Here is a 20525-nt window from a genome sequence, read left to right on the forward strand (position 1 = left end):
AATTTTAAATGCCAAGTTTTGTTGGTGTTACAAAATGTCCAGTCGGTATTGCCCATACTTATATGGCAGCCGAAAAATTACAAAAGACTGGGCAAAGCGATGGGTACAAAGTCAAGGTTGAGACGCAGGGAGCATCTGGCACGGAAGACACTTTAACTGCTGATGATATTAAAACGGCTGATTTTGTGGTTTTGGCTATTGATGTTGCCATTGACGGCATGGAACGTTTTGTCGGCAAACGCGTGGTCTTTTCTACGACGGCAGAGGCAATTAAAGACCCGCAAAAGTTGATTGACGCAGGGAAACATGCTGAAGTTTATACCGGTGAAAAGCAGCATGGTGACGAGCAAGAAACAAGTGACGTTGATGATTCAGGACATGAACAAAGTCCGGTTATCAAACAGTTGTTGAATGGTGTTTCACATATGATTCCGTTTGTTGTCATCGGCGGTCTGTTTATTGCTTTGTCAATTGCCTTAGGCGGCCACGCTACTGCTAAAGGGATGGTGGTTGCGCCCAACACGATCTGGTCAACGATGAACCAAATCGGGACGATTGGTTTTAGCTTGATGATCCCGATTCTGGCAGGGTTTATTGCGTATGCGATTGCCGGACGTGCAGCTTTAGCACCGGCGATGGTTGGTGCAATGGTTGCCAACACGCCTGCTATTTTAGGTACCAAAGCCGGAACCGGTTTTCTTGGTGCGATCCTAGTTGGTTATGCAGCAGGTTATTTAACTAAATGGATGAATTCATGGCCGATTCCTAAGAGTTTGCGCGCGGTTATGCCGATTTTTGTTATCCCGCTATTAGGGACTGCGGTTATCTGTGCAGCCTTTGTTTATCTGCTTGGCAGTCCGATTTCCTGGTTAATGACGGCCTTGCAGAACCTGTTGACATTCTTATCTAAGAGCCCGTCGACGAGTATTGTTTTGGGCCTTGTCTTAGGTGCCATGGTCTCAGTTGATATGGGTGGTCCGGTCAATAAGGTAGCGTTTCTTTTCGGTGTGGCTTCCATTACAGCTGGTACGCCTGAAATTATGGGAGCAGTTGCCTGTGCGATTGCTGTACCGCCATTGTCAGCTGGCATTGCGACCTTATTCAAGTCAGAATTAACGACTAACGAAGAAAAAACAGCCGGTGTTTCAGCTATTTTGATGGGGCTGATCGGGATTACCGAAGGCGCGATTCCACTTGCTACGGCACATCCTAAGCAGGTCTTCCCTGGGATTATTATCGGGTCTGGCGTTGCAAGTGCCGTTGGGATGATCTTCCATATTACCGATGCGGTGCCACATGGCGGTCCGATTGTCGGTGTCTTAGGTGCCACCAATAACCTCGGTTTATTCTTCCTGGCAATTTTAATTGGTGTTTTGGTTTCAACTGCGATCATCGTTTTGCTCAAACAGCATGCGGTTGCGCACCAAAAGAAGTTGGCAGCTGCTAAATAATAAAAAACAGCCCGCTGCGCATCTTTTGCGTAACGGGCTGTCGATTTTCCCAACGCCTTCGTTCATTATGGCGTTGAATCGCAACAGCGCGCGATCTCAGTGGACATCTTTTACTATTTTTAACTGTTGTTACATTTAGTTAAGAGAACGAATGATTGGCCTAGGGTGATCGTGTATAATGAAAGGCGAAACCGGAAAAAGTGCTTACAGATAGTCATGATGACTGGAAAACGCGATTGAAGAGGAGTGGAGCTTTTGACAGAACCATTGTTTTTGAAGCCATATTTTAATCCCAAGATCTGGGGTGGCCGTAAACTTAAGACTGAATACGGGTTTGATATTCCGGACGGCAAAATCGGTGAAGCGTGGATTATTTCCGGACATCCGCATGGACCGGCAACCATCGAAAATGGCCCACTCAAAGGCAAAACCTTGCGTCAAGCCTGGCATGAAGATCCGGCTTACTTTGGCCCGCAACATAGCCAGGAATTTCCGCTACTGGTGAAAATCCTCGATGCTGAAGCCAGTTTGAGTGTTCAGGTACACCCAGACGATGCATATGCAGCCGCGCACGAAGCCAAGGGCGAACTTGGTAAAACTGAATGCTGGTATATTTTGAAAGCGGATCCGGGCGCCTACTTAATTTATGGCCACCACGCCAAAACACATGAACAGCTCAAGGAAATGATCGAAGCTGGCGATTGGGAGCATCTGTTACGCAAATATCCGGTCAAAACCGGCGACTTTGTTTATGTGCCAAGCGGGACGATTCACGCACTTAACAAGGGCATTGTCGCATTGGAAACGCAGCAGAGTTCTGACACGACTTATCGGTTGTACGACTATGATCGAACGGATGATCAAGGACACAAGCGTGAGTTGCATATTAAACAAAGTCTTGATGTGACCACCGTGCCATTCCATGATCCTAAGTTGCACATTACCAAAGAAAATGTCACAGGTGGCCAAATCACTACATTTGTGAAACCACCATTATCACCGCATTTTGCCGTCTATCGGCTCGATGTTGACGGCACTATGTCATTTACCCAGCAGGCACCTTATACCAACGTGACGGTACTTGACGGCACCGGTACCTTTACGGCAGATGGCAAAGATTATCCAATTAAAACCGGCGATAGTTTCTTGATTCCCAATCAAATTAAAACCTGGCAGTTTACCGGTAAACTTGCCATCGTCACCTCAACGCCAGGTGCCGATGCGTAACAGTTGAGTTTCTGGTTTCAGACAGGTTAACCATTCAAACAGCCTTGGAGACGAAAAATCTCTGAGGCTGTTTTTGACTGTTCAGACATTGCATTTTCACTGAAAAGTAATTTTTAGATCATACAGACAGTCTTTAGGAAGACGGTAAAAAAATTAATAAATCATGAGAGCGCTTTCTTATTGATTATTTTATATTAAAACGTTGGTCTAAGGTGGTTTAGCAAGGCTACTTGACTCATATGCGGCGGATTGAAAAGCATCTAGCGTGACTGGTATGGACTAGGGCAAAACCGCAGTGCGAAGCCGCCAAATTAGAATTAAGTCGTTTCCGTTGACAAGCATAACTGCAAACGCATACACTACATGTGGTTGGTACCACTTGGAGGTGAGGAGATGGAAAAGGTTCCGTTGACCAAACAACTGGTAGATCAGTTGGAGGCCTTTATCAAAGAAAAACTTCAGCCTAATGACAAGTTGCCGTCCGAGCGGGATCTGAGTGAACTGTATCATGTCAGCCGCAATACGGTTCGGTCCGCGTTGAATGAATTATTTCTGCGCGGGTTCATTTATCGCAGTACCGGCAAAGGCACGTTTGTCGCTGAACGGTTTGACGAACGAACGGATGTAAGCGGATCGTACAGTTTTACCAAACAAATGCTAGCCATGAATCGTCAGCCAGTAACGAAGATTCAACGACTGGAAAAAATCGCGGTACCGCCTGACATTGCCAAACGGATGCGGGTTGATCCAGAGACACCGGTTTATGTTCTTGACCGGCTGCGAATTGCGGATCAGTTGCCGATGATGATTGAGCGTAGTTACTTACCGGCGTTGACGGTGCCGGATCTGCAAGCATCTGATTTAGCCAAAAATCCACTATACGATTGGCTGGAACAACATTATGGCATTCACATTGCGTCAGTTGATGAAGCATTTTTCGCCGGGCTGGTCTCGCCGGAAGATGCCAAACAGCTGCGAGTTGCGCCGGCATCGGCATGCTTAAACATTCGGCGAACGACTTTTGCCGATACTGGGGAAATCGTTGAATATACGTTGAGTGTGGCGCGCGCGGATCAATTTGTTTATCACGTTCATCATGTGAATCACTAGGGAGGATATTATTTTGTTCGAAAAAACGACAGAAGAATTAACGAAAATGGGTGCTCAGATTACCACGGCTGAGATCAAGCAGCAGCCGGAACTGTGGCAAGAAGCGTTTGCTAATTATACGCGTGACAAGGAAAAGATTACGGCTTTCTTGAAGCAGGTAACCGCTGCTGCAAATGGTCAGACCGTCCGGGTTATTTTCACCGGTGCCGGCAGTTCTCAATATGTGGGTGATACCGTTACACCGTACTTACGGGCGCATGGTGATCGCAGCAAGTTTGAATTTGAATCCATTGCTTCCACCGATATCGTTTCTGCACCTTATGACTTTTTGGAAGCCGATACCCCGACGATTCTGGTTTCGTTTGCTCGGAGCGGGAACTCCCCGGAAAGCCTGAAGACCGTTGAGCTCGCGGAACAAGTTGTGCATAATCTCCATCAGATCAGCATTACCTGTGCTCCTGAAGGCCAATTGGCAAAGAAGTCCGCTACTGAAGATAAGACCTTGTTGCTGTTGCAGCCAGCAGGTTCTAACGATAAAGGCTTTGCCATGACCGGCAGTTTCTCATGCATGACGTTGAGTGCTTTGCTTGTTTTTGACACTGCCAGTGATGATGACAAGCGTCAATGGGTTCAGGCGATCGCCGCGATGGGGAAAGAAGTCGTAGCGCGTGAAGCTGAAATTCAAGCGGTATTGGATCAAGACTTTGAACGGATCGTCTATCTGGGTTCCGGCAGTCTCGGCGGGTTGACGCGTGAAACTCGGTTGAAGGTACTTGAACTCACCGCGGGCCAATACGCAACGATGTTTGACACCTCCATGGGCTTCCGTCACGGACCAAAGAGCTTCGTTAACGACAAGACACTGTTGTTCGACTTGGTTAGCAACAATGCTTATACCCGCCAATATGACATCGACGTGCTTGAAGAAGTCAAAGACGACAAGATTGCCCCTTCTGTCATGGCAGTCGGAACCAAGCAGGATCAAAACTTCTCAGGTGACGGTTTCTACTTTGAAAATGGCCTCAAGGATCTTCCGGAAGGCTACCAAGCATTGCCTGATGTTATGTTTGCGCAGACTGTGGCACTTTTGGCTTCCATCAAGGTCGGCAACTTACCTGATACCCCATCACCGACCGGCACCGTTAATCGCGTGGTAAAAGGGGTTATCCTACACGACTATTCAGGTCAGGAATAAGGTTGCAACTGTCATGGCGCCATTTAGTCGAGTAAGTCGGTTAGATGGCGTTGCTAAAACTGGGAGGCAAGTGTTCATGAGTTATTACATTCACGCCGCAAAATTCTTTCTCAAACATGTGACTGAAATTGGCGGGTATCTAGAAGTGACCGATGATGGCCAGTTTGGTCAATATTTACCTGAAAGTGCCAAACCAGAAGGCGAGATTGTGGAACAGCCAGGCAAGCTAATTGCGCCCGGGTTGGTTGACACCCACATTCATGGCCTTTTGGGACACGATGTCATGGATAACGATTGGGACGGCATCAATACCATGAGCCAGAATCTGCTCAAGGCAGGCGTTACAAGCTGGCTACCCACCACGTTGACCGGGTCCTTCGATCAGCTAAACGATGTCTGCAAAACCATCGCGGCTCATGCAGGCGAAGAATCCGGCGCTAAGATTCAAGGCATTTATTTTGAAGGCCCATACTTCACAACCAAACACAAAGGCGCACAAAACCCGAAGTATTTCAAAAATCCGAGTGAAAAGGAATACGATGCGTGGCAAACTTCGGCCAATGGCTTATTGAAAAAAATCGCCATTGCGCCAGAACGTGACGGTGCAGTTGCGTTTACGCGGTATGCGACCGGAGATGGAACCGTTGTGGCGCTGGGTCATAGTGATGCTACCTTTGAACAGGCAAAAGCTTGTGTTGAAGCGGGTGCCACTGTCTTCACGCATACCTTTAACGGGATGAGCCCACTGAGTCATCGGGCACCCGGGATGGTAGGCGCTGCAATGTACCTACAAGGCGTTGATGACGAGCTGATTTGTGACGGTCATCATGTGCGGCCCGAAGTTGCCACCACGTTAATTCGGCTGAAAGGCGCAGAGCACATTGCTTTGATCACCGATTGCATGCGCGCCGGAATGATGCCTGATGGTGATTATGTACTGGGCGAATTCCCGGTTTACGTCAAAGACGGCATGGCGCGGTTAAAAGATGGCGACAGTTTGGCCGGTTCGGTGTTGGAACTGAAAGATGCCTTGACGAATCTCTTAGCTTGGAACGCAGCCACGCCGGAAGCCATTATCCGCATGGCAACCCAAACTCCGGCTGCTTCCTGCAAGATTGACGATCAATGTGGGAGCATTTTACCGGGTCGAGCTGCTGACTATCTGGTTTTGGATGCTGACTTGAAGCTGCAGGCAACCTATCTCGATGGAAAACTTGCGTATCAAGCAGAGGCATGACAGCTTTCCTGACACAAAACCTTGTCAAAAATGGCGTTAATGTGTGACACTGGATTATGGCAGCGGAACGGGTGTTATAAATCGTTGTGGATTGCCATAAACGCGCCGGTTCACGCTCATTCTGAAAAGGAGGCGGAAGTTCGTGACGACCTTTTCGATCGATCATGAATTTATGTTGGATGGGAAGCCGTTCAAGATCCTATCTGGTGCCATTCATTATTTTCGGGTGCATCCGAGTGACTGGTATCACAGCCTGTATAACCTTAAAGCTTTAGGGTTTAACACGGTGGAAACCTATGTGCCGTGGAACTTGCATGAGTATCGTGAAGGCGAGTTTGATTTTAGCGGCATCCTCGATATTGAACGTTTTCTCAAAACTGCCGAAGATCTCGGCTTGTATGCGATTGTGCGGCCGTCTCCTTATATCTGTGCAGAGTGGGAGTTTGGCGGATTTCCGGCATGGCTGTTGACGAAGAAGATGCGTCTGCGTACCGATGATCCAGCTTATTTGGCGGCAATTGACCGTTACTATACCGCATTGATGCCGCATTTAGTTGATCATCAAGTTACCCACGGCGGCAATGTGATCATGATGCAGGTGGAAAACGAGTACGGTTCTTATGGTGAGGATCAGGATTACTTGGCGGCGGTTGCGAAACTGATGCAGCAACACGGAGTTGATGTGCCACTGTTCACTTCAGATGGGCCGTGGCCAGCCACCTTAAACGCCGGGAGTATGATTGATGCCGGCATTCTGGCAACGGGCAACTTCGGCTCGGCTGCCGATAAGAATTTCGATCGGTTAGCCGCTTTTCATCAGGAACACGGTCGCGACTGGCCATTGATGTGCATGGAATTCTGGGATGGCTGGTTTAACCGCTGGGGTGAGCCGATTATCCGCCGCGATCCTGATGAAACCGCGGAAGATCTGCGCGCCGTCATTAAGCGCGGCAGTGTGAATCTCTACATGTTTCATGGTGGGACAAACTTTGGCTTCATGAACGGGACGTCTGCGCGTAAAGACCATGACCTGCCTCAGGTAACGTCTTACGATTACGATGCCCCGCTAAATGAACAAGGCAATCCAACGCCAAAGTACTTTGCCATTCAAAAAATGATCCATGAAGAGCTTCCAGAAGTTCAGCAAGCCAAGCCGCTGGTCAAACCCACGATGGCGCCAGCTTCACACCCGTTAACGGCTAAAGTTTCCTTGTTCGCAGTCTTGGATCAGTTAGCCAAACCGATCGCCGCTTCTTATCCGCAGACGCAAGAATTTCTGGGCCAATATACCGGCTATACCTTGTATCGTACGCAGCCGCTCATTAGTGGCACTGACAAAGGAACACCGGCCAAGTTGCGGGTGATCGATGCCCGTGATCGGGTGCAAGCTTATTTGGATCAAAAATGGCTAGCAACCCAATACCAAGAAGCAATTGGTGATGATATCTTGTTGCCTGAAGTTGAGGGACATCATCAACTTGATTTACTGGTAGAAAACATGAGTCGGGTGAATTACGGATCCAAGATTGAGGCGATCACGCAGTTCAAAGGGATTCGAACCGGTGTCATGGTTGATCTGCACTTCATCAAGGGCTATCAGCAATACCCGCTGGACTTGAATCGCGCTTCTCGGCTTACCTTTACGGAAGGCTGGCAGCCCGCGACCCCAGCGTTTTACAAGTACACGTTTGATTTGACCGCCCCGCAAGATACCTATCTTGATTGTCATGGATTCGGTAAAGGAGTGATGCTGGTTAATGGTGTAAATGTCGGCAGGTTTTGGGAGAAAGGCCCCACGTTGTCACTTTATGTACCGGCAGGACTCCTGCACGCCGGGAAAAATGACGTCATTGTGTTTGAAACCGAAGGCCGCTACGCCGAAAGCTTGAAGATGGCTGACCACCCGATATTTAAGGAACCATGATGGATAACTTCCGGTGCAAGCTTCAAACCGCACCGGCTCACGCTCACTATAACGCGTTCGCCGGTGCAGAAACCTGCGTGTAAGGACCTCGGTCGTAATGGCCAAAAGCGGGCCATCACGCCCAAGGCCGCTTACACTCCGGTCTCAAACCGCACCGGCTCACGCTCACAGACACAGAAGGAGGAGTAGAACATGGCTATTATTGCTGCACGGATTGATGGTCGCTTGGTTCATGGTCAGGTTGCCAATCTTTGGACCACCAAACTGGGTGCGACCCGAATTATGGTTGTTGATGAGGCAGCATCCAAGAGCGACATTGATAAAAGCGGGTTGCGGATGGCGACTCCGGAAACGGTACGCTTATCGGTTCTGGATGTCGCAACTGCCGCAAACCATATTTTGAACCACAAGTATGATTCCCAAAAGGTGTTCATTGTCGCAAAACGTCCGGAAACATTCCTTGCTTTAGTCGAGGCAGGTGTACCGATTAAGGAATTGAATGTTGGCAACATGTCCCAGACAGATAAAACCCGCTCCATTACAAAATCGATCAATGTGGTCGATGAAGATATTGAAACGTTCAAGAAACTGGACGCTCACGGTGTTCACTTGATTGCACAAATGGTTCCGGGTGATGCTGCAGCTGACTTTATGTCATTGCTCAAAAAAGGATAGGGGGAGTCAACAATGATTGCATGGTGGCAAATAGTGATTATAACATTATACGCAGGTTATCAAATTCTTGATGAACTGCAAATTTATTCAGCCATGAGTTCACCAGTTTTCGCCGGCTTGGTTGCTGGTCTTGTTATGGGTGACATGAAGGCCGGCTTGCTAATCGGTGCATCCACCCAGTTGATGGTTCTAGGGGTTGGTACTTTCGGGGGTGCTTCTAAAATCGATGCAAACTCCGGTACCTTGTTAGCAACTGCTTTCTCTGTTAGTTCCGGTATGAAGCCGGAAGCTGCTGTTGCTGCGATTGCGGTACCAGTTGCTAGTATCATGATTCAAACTGATATTCTTGCTCGTTTTGCGAATACTTTCTTTGCACATCGGATTGATAAAATGGTTGACGAGTATAATTACAAAGGCATCGAACGTTACTTCCTTGCCGGAGCACTTCCTTGGGCTTTGTCACGGATGATTCCAGTTGGGTTGGCGTTGGCCTTTGGTGGCGGTTTTGTTACCAATATTGCCCACGCATTGAACACCGATTGGAAATGGTTAGGCGATGGCTTGGCAACAGCCGGTGCGGTTCTGCCAGCTGTCGGGTTCGCAATCCTGCTCCACTACCTGCCTGTTAAGAAGCATTTTGCTTATCTGATCTTAGGCTTTATCTTCACCATGTTGTTCACCACCTTGTTTGGCAATATTCAGACATTGGGAACGGCAGTCGCTGGTGTGGCTAAGAACTTTACAGCGACATTCAACGGCTTGTCCATGCTCGCAATTGCATTGATTGGATTTGCGTTTGCAGCGATCAGCTACCAGCAGTCAACACAACTGCATGACAGTGTCGGTGGCGGTTCAGAAGCCAATGGTGGTGCTAAAGCAGCAAAGAAGACTAATGATGAGGGGGAAATCACCGATGATGAACTCTAATAAACCCGCTTACAAATTAACTGACAAAGATTTTCGGCAGATTAACCGTCGTAGCTTGTTCGGCTTCCAGTTGGGTTGGAACTACGAACGGATGCAGGCTTCAGGTTATCTGTACACGATCCTGCCGCAGTTGCGTAAGATTTATGGTGACGGGACGCCGGAACTCAAGAAAATGATGAAGACTCATACGCAGTTCTTCAACACCTCTAACTTCTTCAACACCATTATCACCGGGATTGACTTGGCGGTTGAAGAAAAAGAAGGCATTGCCGGTGAAGAAACCGTTGTTGGTATGAAAACCGGTCTGATGGGCTCCTTTGCTTCCATTGGTGATTCAATCTTTGCTGCTTTGATTCCGGCTATTTTCGGGGCAATTGCTGCGAACATGGCGGAAAAAGGGAACCCAGTCGGCATCTTCATTTGGATTGCGGCCCAAGTTGCCGTTATGGTCTTCCGGTGGAAACAATTACGGATTGCCTATAACGAAGGGGTTTCGTTGGTCACAACCATGTCGCATCGGTTGGCAGCTTTGACCAATGCCGCAACGATCATGGGGGTCTTCATGGTTGGCGCGTTGGTTGCAACCATGATTAATGTGAAGTTTGCGTTTGCACCAAAGATCGGCAGTGTGCCACTGAACTTCCAAAACAGTGCTGACATGATCATTCCTAAGTTACTTCCGGCTTTGATCGTGGGTGCCGTTTATTGGTTGCTTGGCCGTAAGCATATGACGTCAACCCGGGCCATCTTCATTGTGTTGATTGTGTCCGTCGCCTTGTCCGCACTTGGCGTTATTGCAAAAGGCTAATAAATAACCTGCCGAAATGTTTAGCACGAAGCATGAGCCAATCCAGCCATGTTCGGCGTGTGAGCATCAAATGGTTACGCGGTTTCATCACAATGAATTGCAAAGCGTTGGATCAGCGCATGTTAAAGGAGTTTTGGAAATATGAGTAAGTTAGTTTTGATTAGTCACGGTCAATTATGCGAGGAACTCAAGAAGAGTGCCGAAATGATCATGGGTCCACAAGATGACATTGCCACGGTGGCTTTGTTACCGAATGAAGGCCCGGAAGATTTTCAAGCCAAGTTCAAAGCGGCAATCGAAGGTGAAGATGATGTCACCGTCTTAGCCGATTTGAAAGGCGGCACACCTAATAATGTGGCAGCGCGGGTGTTGGCAGAAGGCGGCAACTTTGATCTCTATGCAGGCATGAACCTGCCAATGGTGATCAGTTTCCTCAACGCCCAGATGCTGGACATGAAGCCGGATCTTTTGGGAGACGGCAAGGCCGGTGTGGTTTATATTAATGATATTGTGAAGCATTAATTTGGTTCACAAGTTGGAAAGTCTGTGTCCGTTGGGATGCAGGCTTTTTTGCGTGGTAGGGAAGATTATGTGAATTGAAAAGGCAAGTAGAATATGGCTACAGGTGACAAGACTTGGCAAAAATATAATCACTGTATCATCGCTGCTTTGTAGGATAACGAAAAGGAACCAATGGCTTGATTGATAGACTAATGTTAACGTTGAGGTGTTAACTTTTTTAACTAAAAATAGTCTCTGCTAACTGACAGATGAGAATGGAGGTTCCTCATTGAATTATTTTGTGAATGAAAACATATTTTCAATGAACTCAGGTACGGAATTTTCCGCGGCACAACGGGTAATGCTGTTCAAAAAGAATAAAGTGCCGGCGCAGATAGTCACGCGTAATTACAATCCGTTGATGATTGATGATGTTCACCGAATTGGGTTAGAGCAAAAAGATGTTGTCAATATGTATGACTATTTTCAGGAGATACTTGATGTCGCGCCTAAAGATGTTAATGTTCGTTATACTGAAGCTATTGATAAGTATCAATACCACATTGATGGCGTGGATCCAAATGAATCTAAAATTGTTTATCATGGTAAAACGATCGGTAAAGTCAACATTGCGCCAGGTACAGTCGGGCTTGTGGGATCGATTGAATACTACAATGATATGAATACGGTTGTCGCTAAAGACATTTGGGATCGCCGCGGGTTTAAATCGTCAACCCAGTATTTTCATCCTGATGGTGCGTTTGGTCCACAGGTTTTTTACGATCGTGCTGGTAAGCCCAAGATTGAAATTACGCGGATGAATGTGAATGGCGAATTGCGCAACACCATGTACAAGCTGCTTGACTATCAAGGCCGGGCATGGCGCTTTGATACCGAAAATGAAATGTTTGTTTTCTTCATGAATGAACTCATGCTTAAACATCCTGGCGTCTTAATTAACGATCGGCCTTCATTAATTAGTGAAGTTGCCGCAGTTGTTGGCGCACGTGGTAAGTGGCAGTTTCTTCACAGTGCCCATACTTACAAGCCAGAACAAGCAGGTGGATTGCGTAACTATGTCGACTATCTCCAACCGCTATTTGCCACGCACATGAATGACTTTGATGGCGTCATGGTCCCAACTGTGGAGCAAAAGCAAGAAATCGATAAGTTCTTCCACTTTAAGCATGTCGTGGTGGTGCCGGATTCATATGCTGAACCGCATAAACTGGTCCCTGCTGAAAAACGTGATCGCAATAAGATTGTTTATTTGGGTCGAGTTTCACCGGAAAAAGAACCACAAGAAGCCGTTAAGATTTTTGCAAAAGCGAAGAAAGACTTACCAGACTTACATCTTGAGTTTTACGGTTACTCATCTGATCAGTCGCTTGATAATTCACTAAAAGAACTGATTAAAAAACTGGAAATTGAAGACGCCGTTCACTTTAATGGCTACCAAAACAATGACCAGTTGGCAAAAAAGCTTGGAGACGCCGCGGCAGTATTAAGCACCTCTTCTTCAGAAGCATTCGGCATGAATGTGTTGCAGGCGATGAGTTTTGGCGTACCGGTGATCGGCTATCAGGTTAAATATGGCATGAAGTTGGTGGTTAAAGAAGGCATCAGCGGATACTTAGTGCCAAATGGTGAAAGCCAACAAGGTGCCAAGGCGTTGGTTAAGTTGTTGACCGACAAAGATAAGTGGGTCGATATGCTTGAATCAACCTATGAATCATCGCAGAAGTTTAACGCTGCGGCAGCTTGGCAACAGTGGCAGGCTCAACAAGCAGCTGTTCCTAACGTATTCTTAAAGTAGGGGGAGAGCTTAGCATATGATATTCTTTATTAATTCAAATTTTAATAAAAATAATTCCGGGATTGAACACGCTCAATTGAAGCGGGCAGGACTCTTTCGTGATCATCATGTGCCTTTCAAGATGATTTTTCGCGAATGGAATCCCCGCTTACATGAATACTTAAATCATAACGGAGTCAGTGATGACGAGACTTTGAACATGTTTGACTACTATCAGAATGCCGAACAGGTTCCAGCTAAAATTCTTCACGCTGACGACATTGATTTTGGATTCGACAAGCTCAGTTACGCCAAAGAGCCAGATAACCACCGCTATTTGGTGACCCGAGGCAAACTTTTTGTCGGTCGGATCAATTACTTTGAGAATGACCCGACTGAACGCGTCAGCTCAGTCGAACAATTCGATGGTTTTGGTAATCTGTATCGGGTTGACTTCTATGACTTTCGCGGCTTTTTGTCGCTGTCGCAGTGGTATACACCGGACAATAAAGTTGGCACTGAAGTTTGGTATAAAGTTGATGGCCGGCCGGTTGTTGAGACTTTTAATAAATACGACGCCAATCATGCGTTTATTAAGACCGGATGGCGGTTAATTGAAGACAACGGTGCGGTTTATATGTTTTCGAATATAGATGATTTGATGCAGCATTTTTACAATAATGTGAATGAGCAATACTGGAATGACAAAGAAGCCAATGTCTTTATTCTTGATCGGTCACATTTGGGCGATTGGCAACTCATTCACTTACAGCGGCCTGCTTATATTGTCATGCATTTACACAACTCACATGCAGGCGATGCCCAAGATCCGATGCACTCGGTCATGAATAATTTTTATGAGTACAGCTTGATTCATGCTAATGATTACGATGCGATTGTTTCAGCTACCAATAAGCAAACTCATGATGTGCGCGAGCGATTCCACCCAACGTGCAAGTTGTTTACCATTCCAGTTGGCGTTTTGCCAGATGAACAGTTGGCTCGACCGCATGTTGCCATGACCGATCGCCAGCCGGCAAAAGTTCTGGTTACGGCGCGGGTTGCCCCTGAAAAACAAATTGATCACATTGTTGCAGCGATTGGGATTGCTAAGAAAGATGTCCTTAACATTTCTTTGGACGTCTATGGTTATGTCGACCACCGGGATGATAACCGGGCGATGAAGCGGATCAACGCAGCAATTGAAAAGTATCATTTACAAGGTGCGATCAAGTTGCACGATTACACCAATGATGTCGGAGCCGTTCAACGGAATGCTCAGGTTTATGCACTTACATCCGTGATGGAAGGCTTTAATCTGTCTTTGATGGAAGCACTCAGCAACGGCATGGTTGGGGTCACCTATGATGTCAACTATGGCCCGAATGAATTAGTTGTTGATGGCAAAAACGGTTTTGTTGTGCCATTTGGCGATATTAAGGCGATGGCCGCTAAGTTTGTTGAACTATTCACCCATCCGGATGAATTACAGCAAATGTCAGACCAAGCCTATGAGTTGTCGGATCGCTATTCGGAAGCGAATGTTTGGAAGGCATGGCAAGCGTTATTGGATGATGCCAAGAAGAAGGATATCCATTACACTAAAGAAATATCCGCTGGTATTGGCGATCAACGGATAAAGAAAGGGTAAGCTCCGGTTTTAGATTTAAAGGAACTGCTAAAGTGATCGTTATTTTAGAACGAAACACTTTTTAAATTTTTCTCAAAACAGTACAATTAGATAAATCAACTTTAAATGAAGGCGGGCGCCTGAATGAATGACAAATTAAAGATTATTGAATTACTTAAGCAACAAGTAGCAGCGAAAACAGCTGAACTGACCCCTAAGAATATTCAGAAAATAACGCAAGACATTCAAGATTTACTGAAAATTTTAAATGACGTTGTTGCCATTGATTTTATCGACACTACTTCTGAAACGAGTCCGCAACAAGAGAATACAGCAGTTGCAAAACCTGAATCTAACGCGGCAGTTGCGCCGATGATTACCCAAACAGCGCCTGAAACTAAAAGTGAACCAAAGCAGCAGACGCAACCGCAGCAACCCCAACAGCCAAAACCGTCGCAGCCAAAATCCAATCCTGAACCGGAAACACCATTATTATCAGAGCACTGGTTAAATAATCATAAGTCGTACATTGGTCGCTTCCATTTAGATTTGAACGGCGGACATGTCGGCACCATTAAAGTGTCGGAAAGTAAGTTACATAAAATGAAGAACCCACCGGAAAATGGGGACTGGGTGCGTGCCGATGAGTATCAGGATAGCGATAGTGTTAATTACAAGATTACAACGTTGAAGCGCGATCCGTTGCCAACCGAAATTGTACGGTTGAAGTTTTTGCCTGCTGTTTTTCGTGAAGATGTGAAGCGGTGGTATATTGAGTTTCAATCACCGGAACACGAGACGCGGCAGCAGTTGCTTTTAGGCGATTATGATGTGATGTTGTTTAAGTTGAAGCCGGGAGATTATATTGACTACGCTTATCGGCGCGGTCAGGAAATCAATGGTAAGATCATTTGGCGTTACACTGATTCCGCGGCGGTTGCGACCCGAATGAAACAACGCTATGCAAAGTCGGCGAATACAGACGCTGATAAAAACACTGCAACTAGTAAGCAGAAAGCAACACAAACAGCGAACAAGACGGTCAAGCCTGCAAAGAGGCGGCGAGCTGTCCAGCAAGTCTTTGCCGATAAAACCTTGCTGCTGGTTTGTTTTGAAAACTCCGCCATGCCGCGTAAAGTCAAGCGCCATGTTGAAGAACGCGGTGGCAAACTCGTGTTATCATCACACTCGGATTCCGGCGCGATGTTGAAGAAAAAAGTTCAAAAATCTGATGTGGTGATTGTGACGACCGATTTTGTTGGCCATAGTCAAATGTTTGCGGCTAAGGATGAGGCGAAGCGGATCGGGAAGCCGATTTGGATGGCGAGAAATACCAATGAGCGTAATTTGCTGCAGTGGTACAAACGACATTTTCCTAATGAAAGTAAGCCATCTGCGGCGCGCCAGGAAGTCTAATGAATGAGCTAGAATCAATCATTGTGTCACTTAATACTAAAATTTTATATTAAAAAAACCGGTCCTGAGTGTTTTGCAGTGTGTGCTGACTGCTCAGGGCCGGTTTTTTAAATGTGAACTTCTAAATACAACGGGATATTCAGGCTTCTTGTCCAATTCGTGGCCAAGTTGCATAAGTTGCGACCATGCGATCCAAGGCTTCTTTGAGTAACGGGCGCGGCATGCCGATGTTGAGACGCACGAAGCCGCCACCATCAGCCACAAAATAGCTGCCGACCACACAGGACAAATCAGCAGCAGTAAAGAAACGTTTCATCGCCGTTTCATCAGGGAAAAGCCGCTGGGTATCCAGCCAGGCTAGAAAACCGGAATCGGAAGGCATCACCTGAATTTCCGGTATGACCTGCAAACGGTTGACCAAGTAGGCAAAGTTAGCGGCGACATAAGCCACCATTTCATCCAGCCACGCATCACAATCCGTATAAGCAGCGATGAGGGCTGGCACGGCAAAGCTATTAGGCGAGGTAATCGAATTGGCGACGAATTGAGCGTTGAGTCGGGCGCGGATCGCTGGGTCAGGGATGACGACATAGGACGTTTTCAGACCGCCTAAGTTGAAAGCTTTATTGGGTGATAAACAAAGAATACTTTGGGATTGAATAGCTGGGCAGGCTTGCCAGATGCTGGTAAATGTAACGCCGGGATAAACAATGTCCCGGTGAATCTCGTCACTAATGAGTAAAACCTGATGCTGGCGGCAAAGTTCACCTACACGTGCTAGTTCTTCAGCTGTCCACACGCGGCCGGATGGATTTTGCGGGCTACATAAAATGAACAACTTAACGTCCGAGCGTTGCATTTTAGCGGCCATGTCTGCAAAGTCGAATTCGTAGCGATTGTCCACAAGCATGAGCGGACTGGTGACGAGCTGACGGTGGTTATTGCGCACGGCTTCAGCAAACGGATCATAGGCTGGCGTGTTGATTAACACCGCTTCATTTTGTTCGGTGAATGCCTGAACCAAGTAGTGGAGCGTTGGCACTGTGCCATAGCTGAGCTTGATCCAGTCTTTTTCCAGTTGCAACCCGAAGCGGCGCGCGTTCCAGGCGATGACTGTCTCATAAAAGGCTTCGGGGATGTAAGTGTAACTGTAGTCGGGTACGGCCGCGCGTGTCATGATGGCTTGGTGAATCGGCGGGGCAACCGGGAAGTCCAAATCGGCCAAGTCCATGGGAATCGCGTTGGCCGTGAGCCCGAATTTCTCCGCGAGCACTTGATCCGCCCACTTCCGCGCATTGCCGGCTTTGCGATCAAAAAGGCGATCAAACTGGCTCATGTTCAAGCACCTCCAGTTGATTCATCTGCCGAGATGTTTGGTTTAACACACGCGCGCCGGTTTCGGTGATGACGACATCATCTTCAATGCGGACGCCGCCAATGCCGGGAAGATAGGCGCCCGGTTCGATTGTTACAATCATACCCGGCGCTAAAACGGTTTGACTGCGGGGATTGAGAATTGGCTGATCGCCGCCTAGTCCCAAGCCGTGCCCTAAACCATGCGTGAAACAGTCACCATACCCAGCAGCGGTCAAAACGCCACGGGCAATGGCATCGACTTCACGACCTTGCATGCCGGGTTTCAAAGCAGCAATTGCAGTTTGTTGGGCGTCCAGAACCGCCGCATGGACCGCGGCAAGTTCTGCGGGCGGCTTGCCGATGCTGAGTGTCCGCGTCATATCGGACTGATAATCAGCTAAAACAATCCCAAAATCAATGGTGATGAGTTCGTTTTCCTGCAGTATTCGCTCGCTGGGTCGGCCATGCGGAAACGCACCCCGCGGGCCACTCGCAATAATCGGATCAAACGCCATCCCCGTCGCCCCTGCTTGCAGCGTATAAAAATGTAACCACGCATTAAGCGTTTGTTCGCTGATGCCGGGGCGAATATGCGGGAGGAGTTGGGTAAAAATTTTGTCAGTCATCGCACAGGCCGCCGCAACTGCCGCAATTTCCGCTTCGTCCTTGCGCATGCGTTGTTCCATGATCAAGTCATCCGCCAAACTGAGCGTCCAGTTCTGGGCAGCTAAGGTCTGAAATTCTTTAATCGAAAAGCCGCTGCTCACCAAGCCGATGCGCCGACTTTGCTGGGAAGTTAAGAAGTCAATCAATTGCGGTAAGTAAGATCCCTGAGGCACTTCGATATTTGTAAATCCCTGGGTATCTGCGGCCTCTGCACGATAGCGGCCATCGTGGATTTGCACGGCCTGCGTTGGGGTCACCACGACATACACACCGCTGCCGGGCAACGCGCCGACATAGCGTTTACTTTGGCGATCATGCAGCAGCAACGCGTCCAAATGTTGCGCGCCGATCGCTTTTTGTAAGTTGGTTAAATGATTCATATGAGCCTCCGTTTTAAGTGCATTGTTTTTCGAAAAAGGGATGCCCACGCAAACGGTGCGGCATCCCATTGTGAGCATTTTTTCAGTAACCACAGCATGCGGCCTGATTAGAAGTCGAGATCCAAGCCAGCCAAGGTATCCTCGTCTTCTTTTGAAAAGATTGATTTCTGCGATGCTTTTTTAGCTTCATTCTTCAACTCGGCGCGTTCCATAACCTTGAAGAATGGCCAGTACAAAGCGATTGCTAAGACCAGCTGCAAGGCGTTGGCTAGGATTGTCCGGTAATCGCCATTGATTAAGAAACCTTCCAGAAAGACCCCAACGTACGGCGGGTTGAAAATAGGTTTAGCGATCCAACCCCAGTGCATGAAGAACATTGGCAGGGTACCGATAATGGCGCCACCAAAGACGTGCGGGATGAACATAATCGGATTCAGAATAATCGGTGCCCCGAACAGAATCGGCTCATTGATGCCAAACAAGGCGGGGAATAAGGAAATTTTACCGATTTTACGATACCGCTTGCTTTTAGACAGCATACAGGCAACCACACAGCCGATGGAAATGCCGCAACCGGTAAAACCGAAGAAACTTGAAACGGCGCCGGCTGTGTAAAAATGCGGAATTGCTTCGCCGGCGTTCATCGCAGCAATATTTTCGGCGATGAATGTCACCATAATCGGACTGGTGATCGGCGAGAAAACCGACGAGTGAATTCCAAAGAAGAAGACAGTACAAATGGCGAAGTTAAGCGCCAAGACAGCCCACGGATTATCCATACTCCCAACCAATGGCGCCAAGAAGCGAGTCAAGATGCTTGGCGGCAGCTCACCAGCCAGATTCAGGAAGATAAAGCGGCCGGCAATAAACGCACCGCCAGTAATGAGTGTGACCGGAATCAGCTCGAATGAACGGGAAACAAAATCCGGCACCCCATCCGGCATCTTGATCGTCAAGTGGTGAGTTTTGCACCAGTGATATAACTCAACCGTCAGCAAGGCAACAATCATGCCGGTAAATAAACCGCGAGCGCCAAGGTTGGCGACATCAAGTTGGCCGGTTTTGTTAAAAGTTGCGACCATCATCAAAAAGGCAAAACCCGACAAGGTGACACATCCGGGAATATAAAGCTTGTAATGATTACCTAAGTTGTAAGCAATAGATAAGCAGGCATACAGGCCGATCATCCCGATGGACAGCTTAACAGGCAGATCGAATAACGCGGCGTTGCCAGTAATGAACTGCGAAACGGCATTTTTAGGACCGAGCATGTTCGGCAGAGCGGGGATGATCGTGAAAATACTGCCGAGAATGGTGAACGGCGTCATAGCCACCATCCCGGCCTTAATGGCACTCAGATGACGCTGATTATCCACTTTATGGGCGATGGGCATGAAGAAGCGGTTCATGAAAGCTTCGAACTTGTTAAACATTGTGGAGCGCTCCTCTCAAAATCTTGATCAGCCACTAACCGGCGTGCTTCTTTTGATATTTCGCATGGGTCACCAGTGCCAGTTTCATCACCGTGGCGCCATCCATTTGCCCGTAAACATCTTTATCGATGACGGCATACGGAATGTGGCGCGGATCACAGATTTCCCCAATATAGCCAGTCTTATGCCCAATCTGAGGACCGACCAAAACAATGTCATAGTTGTCGATTTCTTCTTCCAGTCCATCAACCGGAATAGCATTAAAATGAAAATCCGCTTCGTTCAGTTTGCGACTGTCTTTAACAACCTTCGCCATATTTTGCATCAACATATTGGTGGAAAAGCCACCTGCACAGCATAATAGAATTCGCATAATATAGTTCTCCTCATATATTTATTAATGTGAGCGCGAGCCGGCACGGTTAGAAGCCAGCTTCATTCACGCTCTAGTTTCAAATACCTCAATCAACGTTTCGATCAAATCTCGTGCCAGTTGGCTGGTCATGTAGTGATCTTGCGCGTGGACCATGAGCAGACTTACGGGTTCGGGCGTCTGGTCTGGTGCAAACTCGCGCGCGATCATGGCCGTTTGCGCGTTATGGGCAGCGACATCAATTGCCTTGGACTCGGCCAGTAAACTGCGGGCCCGGTCAAAGTCTTGCGTTTTAACAGCAGCCAAAGCTTCAAAGGCCTTGGTTTTGCTTTCGCCGGCGTTTGCGATGAGCTGCATAATTTCGAGTTCTTGAGTAGTTGCCATGGGGGTGGACTCCTTCTTACAAGCCTGCAGTGGGTGG

At 47.6% G+C, this 20525-nt stretch carries 18 protein-coding genes; 13 read left to right on the forward strand and 5 right to left on the reverse strand.

Translation table 11 applies throughout. The features are described 5' to 3' along the window. Positions 1-8: 8 nt before the first annotated feature. The 13 genes from EL173_RS01650 (at position 9) to EL173_RS01715 (ending at position 15896) form a co-directional block, all read left to right on the forward strand. Positions 9-1451, forward strand: coding sequence for a PTS fructose transporter subunit IIC (locus EL173_RS01650; protein WP_015764226.1), 1443 nt, complete (start codon positions 9-11; stop codon positions 1449-1451). A 255-nt stretch (positions 1452-1706) separates the two neighbouring features. Next, a complete protein-coding gene (manA, locus tag EL173_RS01655; RefSeq protein WP_005687620.1) occupies positions 1707-2678 on the forward strand; it encodes a mannose-6-phosphate isomerase, class I in 972 nt (323 codons plus the stop codon). Between the two features lie 393 nt (positions 2679-3071). Beyond that, a complete protein-coding gene (locus EL173_RS01660) occupies positions 3072-3788 on the forward strand; it encodes a GntR family transcriptional regulator (RefSeq protein WP_014571081.1) in 717 nt (238 codons plus the stop codon). Between the two features lie 13 nt (positions 3789-3801). Next, positions 3802-4983, forward strand: coding sequence for an SIS domain-containing protein (locus EL173_RS01665; RefSeq protein WP_005687616.1), 1182 nt, complete (start codon positions 3802-3804; stop codon positions 4981-4983). 76 nt (positions 4984-5059) lie between these two features. Then, positions 5060-6220 carry an N-acetylglucosamine-6-phosphate deacetylase gene (gene nagA / locus EL173_RS01670; RefSeq protein WP_005687614.1) on the forward strand — a complete coding sequence of 387 codons (1161 nt, stop codon included), beginning with the start codon at positions 5060-5062 and terminating at the stop codon, positions 6218-6220. Between the two features lie 142 nt (positions 6221-6362). Next, on the forward strand, positions 6363-8144 hold the full coding sequence (locus tag EL173_RS01675; RefSeq protein ID WP_014571082.1) for a glycoside hydrolase family 35 protein: 1782 nt from the start codon (positions 6363-6365) through the stop codon (positions 8142-8144). A 192-nt stretch (positions 8145-8336) separates the two neighbouring features. Then, on the forward strand, positions 8337-8819 hold the full coding sequence (locus tag EL173_RS01685; RefSeq protein ID WP_005687609.1) for a PTS sugar transporter subunit IIB: 483 nt from the start codon (positions 8337-8339) through the stop codon (positions 8817-8819). Between the two features lie 12 nt (positions 8820-8831). Beyond that, positions 8832-9746 carry a PTS mannose/fructose/sorbose/N-acetylgalactosamine transporter subunit IIC gene (locus EL173_RS01690; RefSeq protein ID WP_005687608.1) on the forward strand — a complete coding sequence of 305 codons (915 nt, stop codon included), beginning with the start codon at positions 8832-8834 and terminating at the stop codon, positions 9744-9746. After that, positions 9733-10554 (forward strand): PTS system mannose/fructose/sorbose family transporter subunit IID, encoded by an 822-nt coding sequence (locus tag EL173_RS01695; RefSeq protein ID WP_005691352.1) that lies wholly within the window; start codon positions 9733-9735, stop codon positions 10552-10554. The genes EL173_RS01690 and EL173_RS01695 overlap by 14 nt, the downstream gene beginning before the upstream one ends. Positions 10555-10695: 141 nt before the next feature. Continuing rightward, a complete protein-coding gene (locus EL173_RS01700) occupies positions 10696-11076 on the forward strand; it encodes a PTS sugar transporter subunit IIA (protein WP_005691354.1) in 381 nt (126 codons plus the stop codon). Positions 11077-11344: 268 nt separating this feature from the next. Further along, positions 11345-12871 (forward strand): glycosyltransferase, encoded by a 1527-nt coding sequence (locus tag EL173_RS01705; RefSeq protein ID WP_014571084.1) that lies wholly within the window; start codon positions 11345-11347, stop codon positions 12869-12871. A 16-nt stretch (positions 12872-12887) separates the two neighbouring features. After that, a complete protein-coding gene (locus EL173_RS01710) occupies positions 12888-14501 on the forward strand; it encodes a glycosyltransferase family 4 protein (protein ID WP_014571085.1) in 1614 nt (537 codons plus the stop codon). A gap of 123 nt (positions 14502-14624) precedes the next feature. Further along, the gene (locus EL173_RS01715; protein WP_005691360.1) at positions 14625-15896 is read left to right on the forward strand and encodes a DUF2325 domain-containing protein; all 1272 of its coding nucleotides are present in this window, start codon (positions 14625-14627) and stop codon (positions 15894-15896) included. Positions 15897-16035: 139 nt separating this feature from the next. Here EL173_RS01715 and EL173_RS01720 read toward each other — a convergent pair whose 3' ends face one another. The 5 genes from EL173_RS01720 to EL173_RS01740 all read right to left on the reverse strand — a co-directional run bounded on the left by EL173_RS01720 (position 16036) and on the right by EL173_RS01740 (position 20488). After that, entirely contained in the window at positions 16036-17232 is a 1197-nt protein-coding gene (locus EL173_RS01720) for a MalY/PatB family protein (protein WP_019728334.1), read from the reverse strand. Beyond that, the gene (locus EL173_RS01725; RefSeq protein ID WP_014571086.1) at positions 17219-18298 is read right to left on the reverse strand and encodes a M24 family metallopeptidase; all 1080 of its coding nucleotides are present in this window, start codon (positions 18296-18298) and stop codon (positions 17219-17221) included. The genes EL173_RS01720 and EL173_RS01725 overlap by 14 nt, the downstream gene beginning before the upstream one ends. A 107-nt stretch (positions 18299-18405) precedes the next feature. After that, complete coding sequence (locus tag EL173_RS01730) at positions 18406-19731, reverse strand: PTS sugar transporter subunit IIC (RefSeq protein ID WP_005691366.1); 1326 nt, start codon at positions 19729-19731, stop codon at positions 18406-18408. 34 nt (positions 19732-19765) lie between these two features. Then, positions 19766-20104, reverse strand: a complete 339-nt coding sequence (locus EL173_RS01735) for a PTS sugar transporter subunit IIB (protein ID WP_005685149.1) — start codon at positions 20102-20104, stop codon at positions 19766-19768. Between the two features lie 66 nt (positions 20105-20170). Then, on the reverse strand, positions 20171-20488 hold the full coding sequence (locus tag EL173_RS01740) for a PTS lactose/cellobiose transporter subunit IIA (RefSeq protein WP_005691368.1): 318 nt from the start codon (positions 20486-20488) through the stop codon (positions 20171-20173). Positions 20489-20525: the final 37 nt, after the last annotated feature.

It is taken from the genome of Lacticaseibacillus rhamnosus, from assembly GCF_900636965.1.
GTDB lineage: Bacteria > Bacillota > Bacilli > Lactobacillales > Lactobacillaceae > Lacticaseibacillus > Lacticaseibacillus rhamnosus.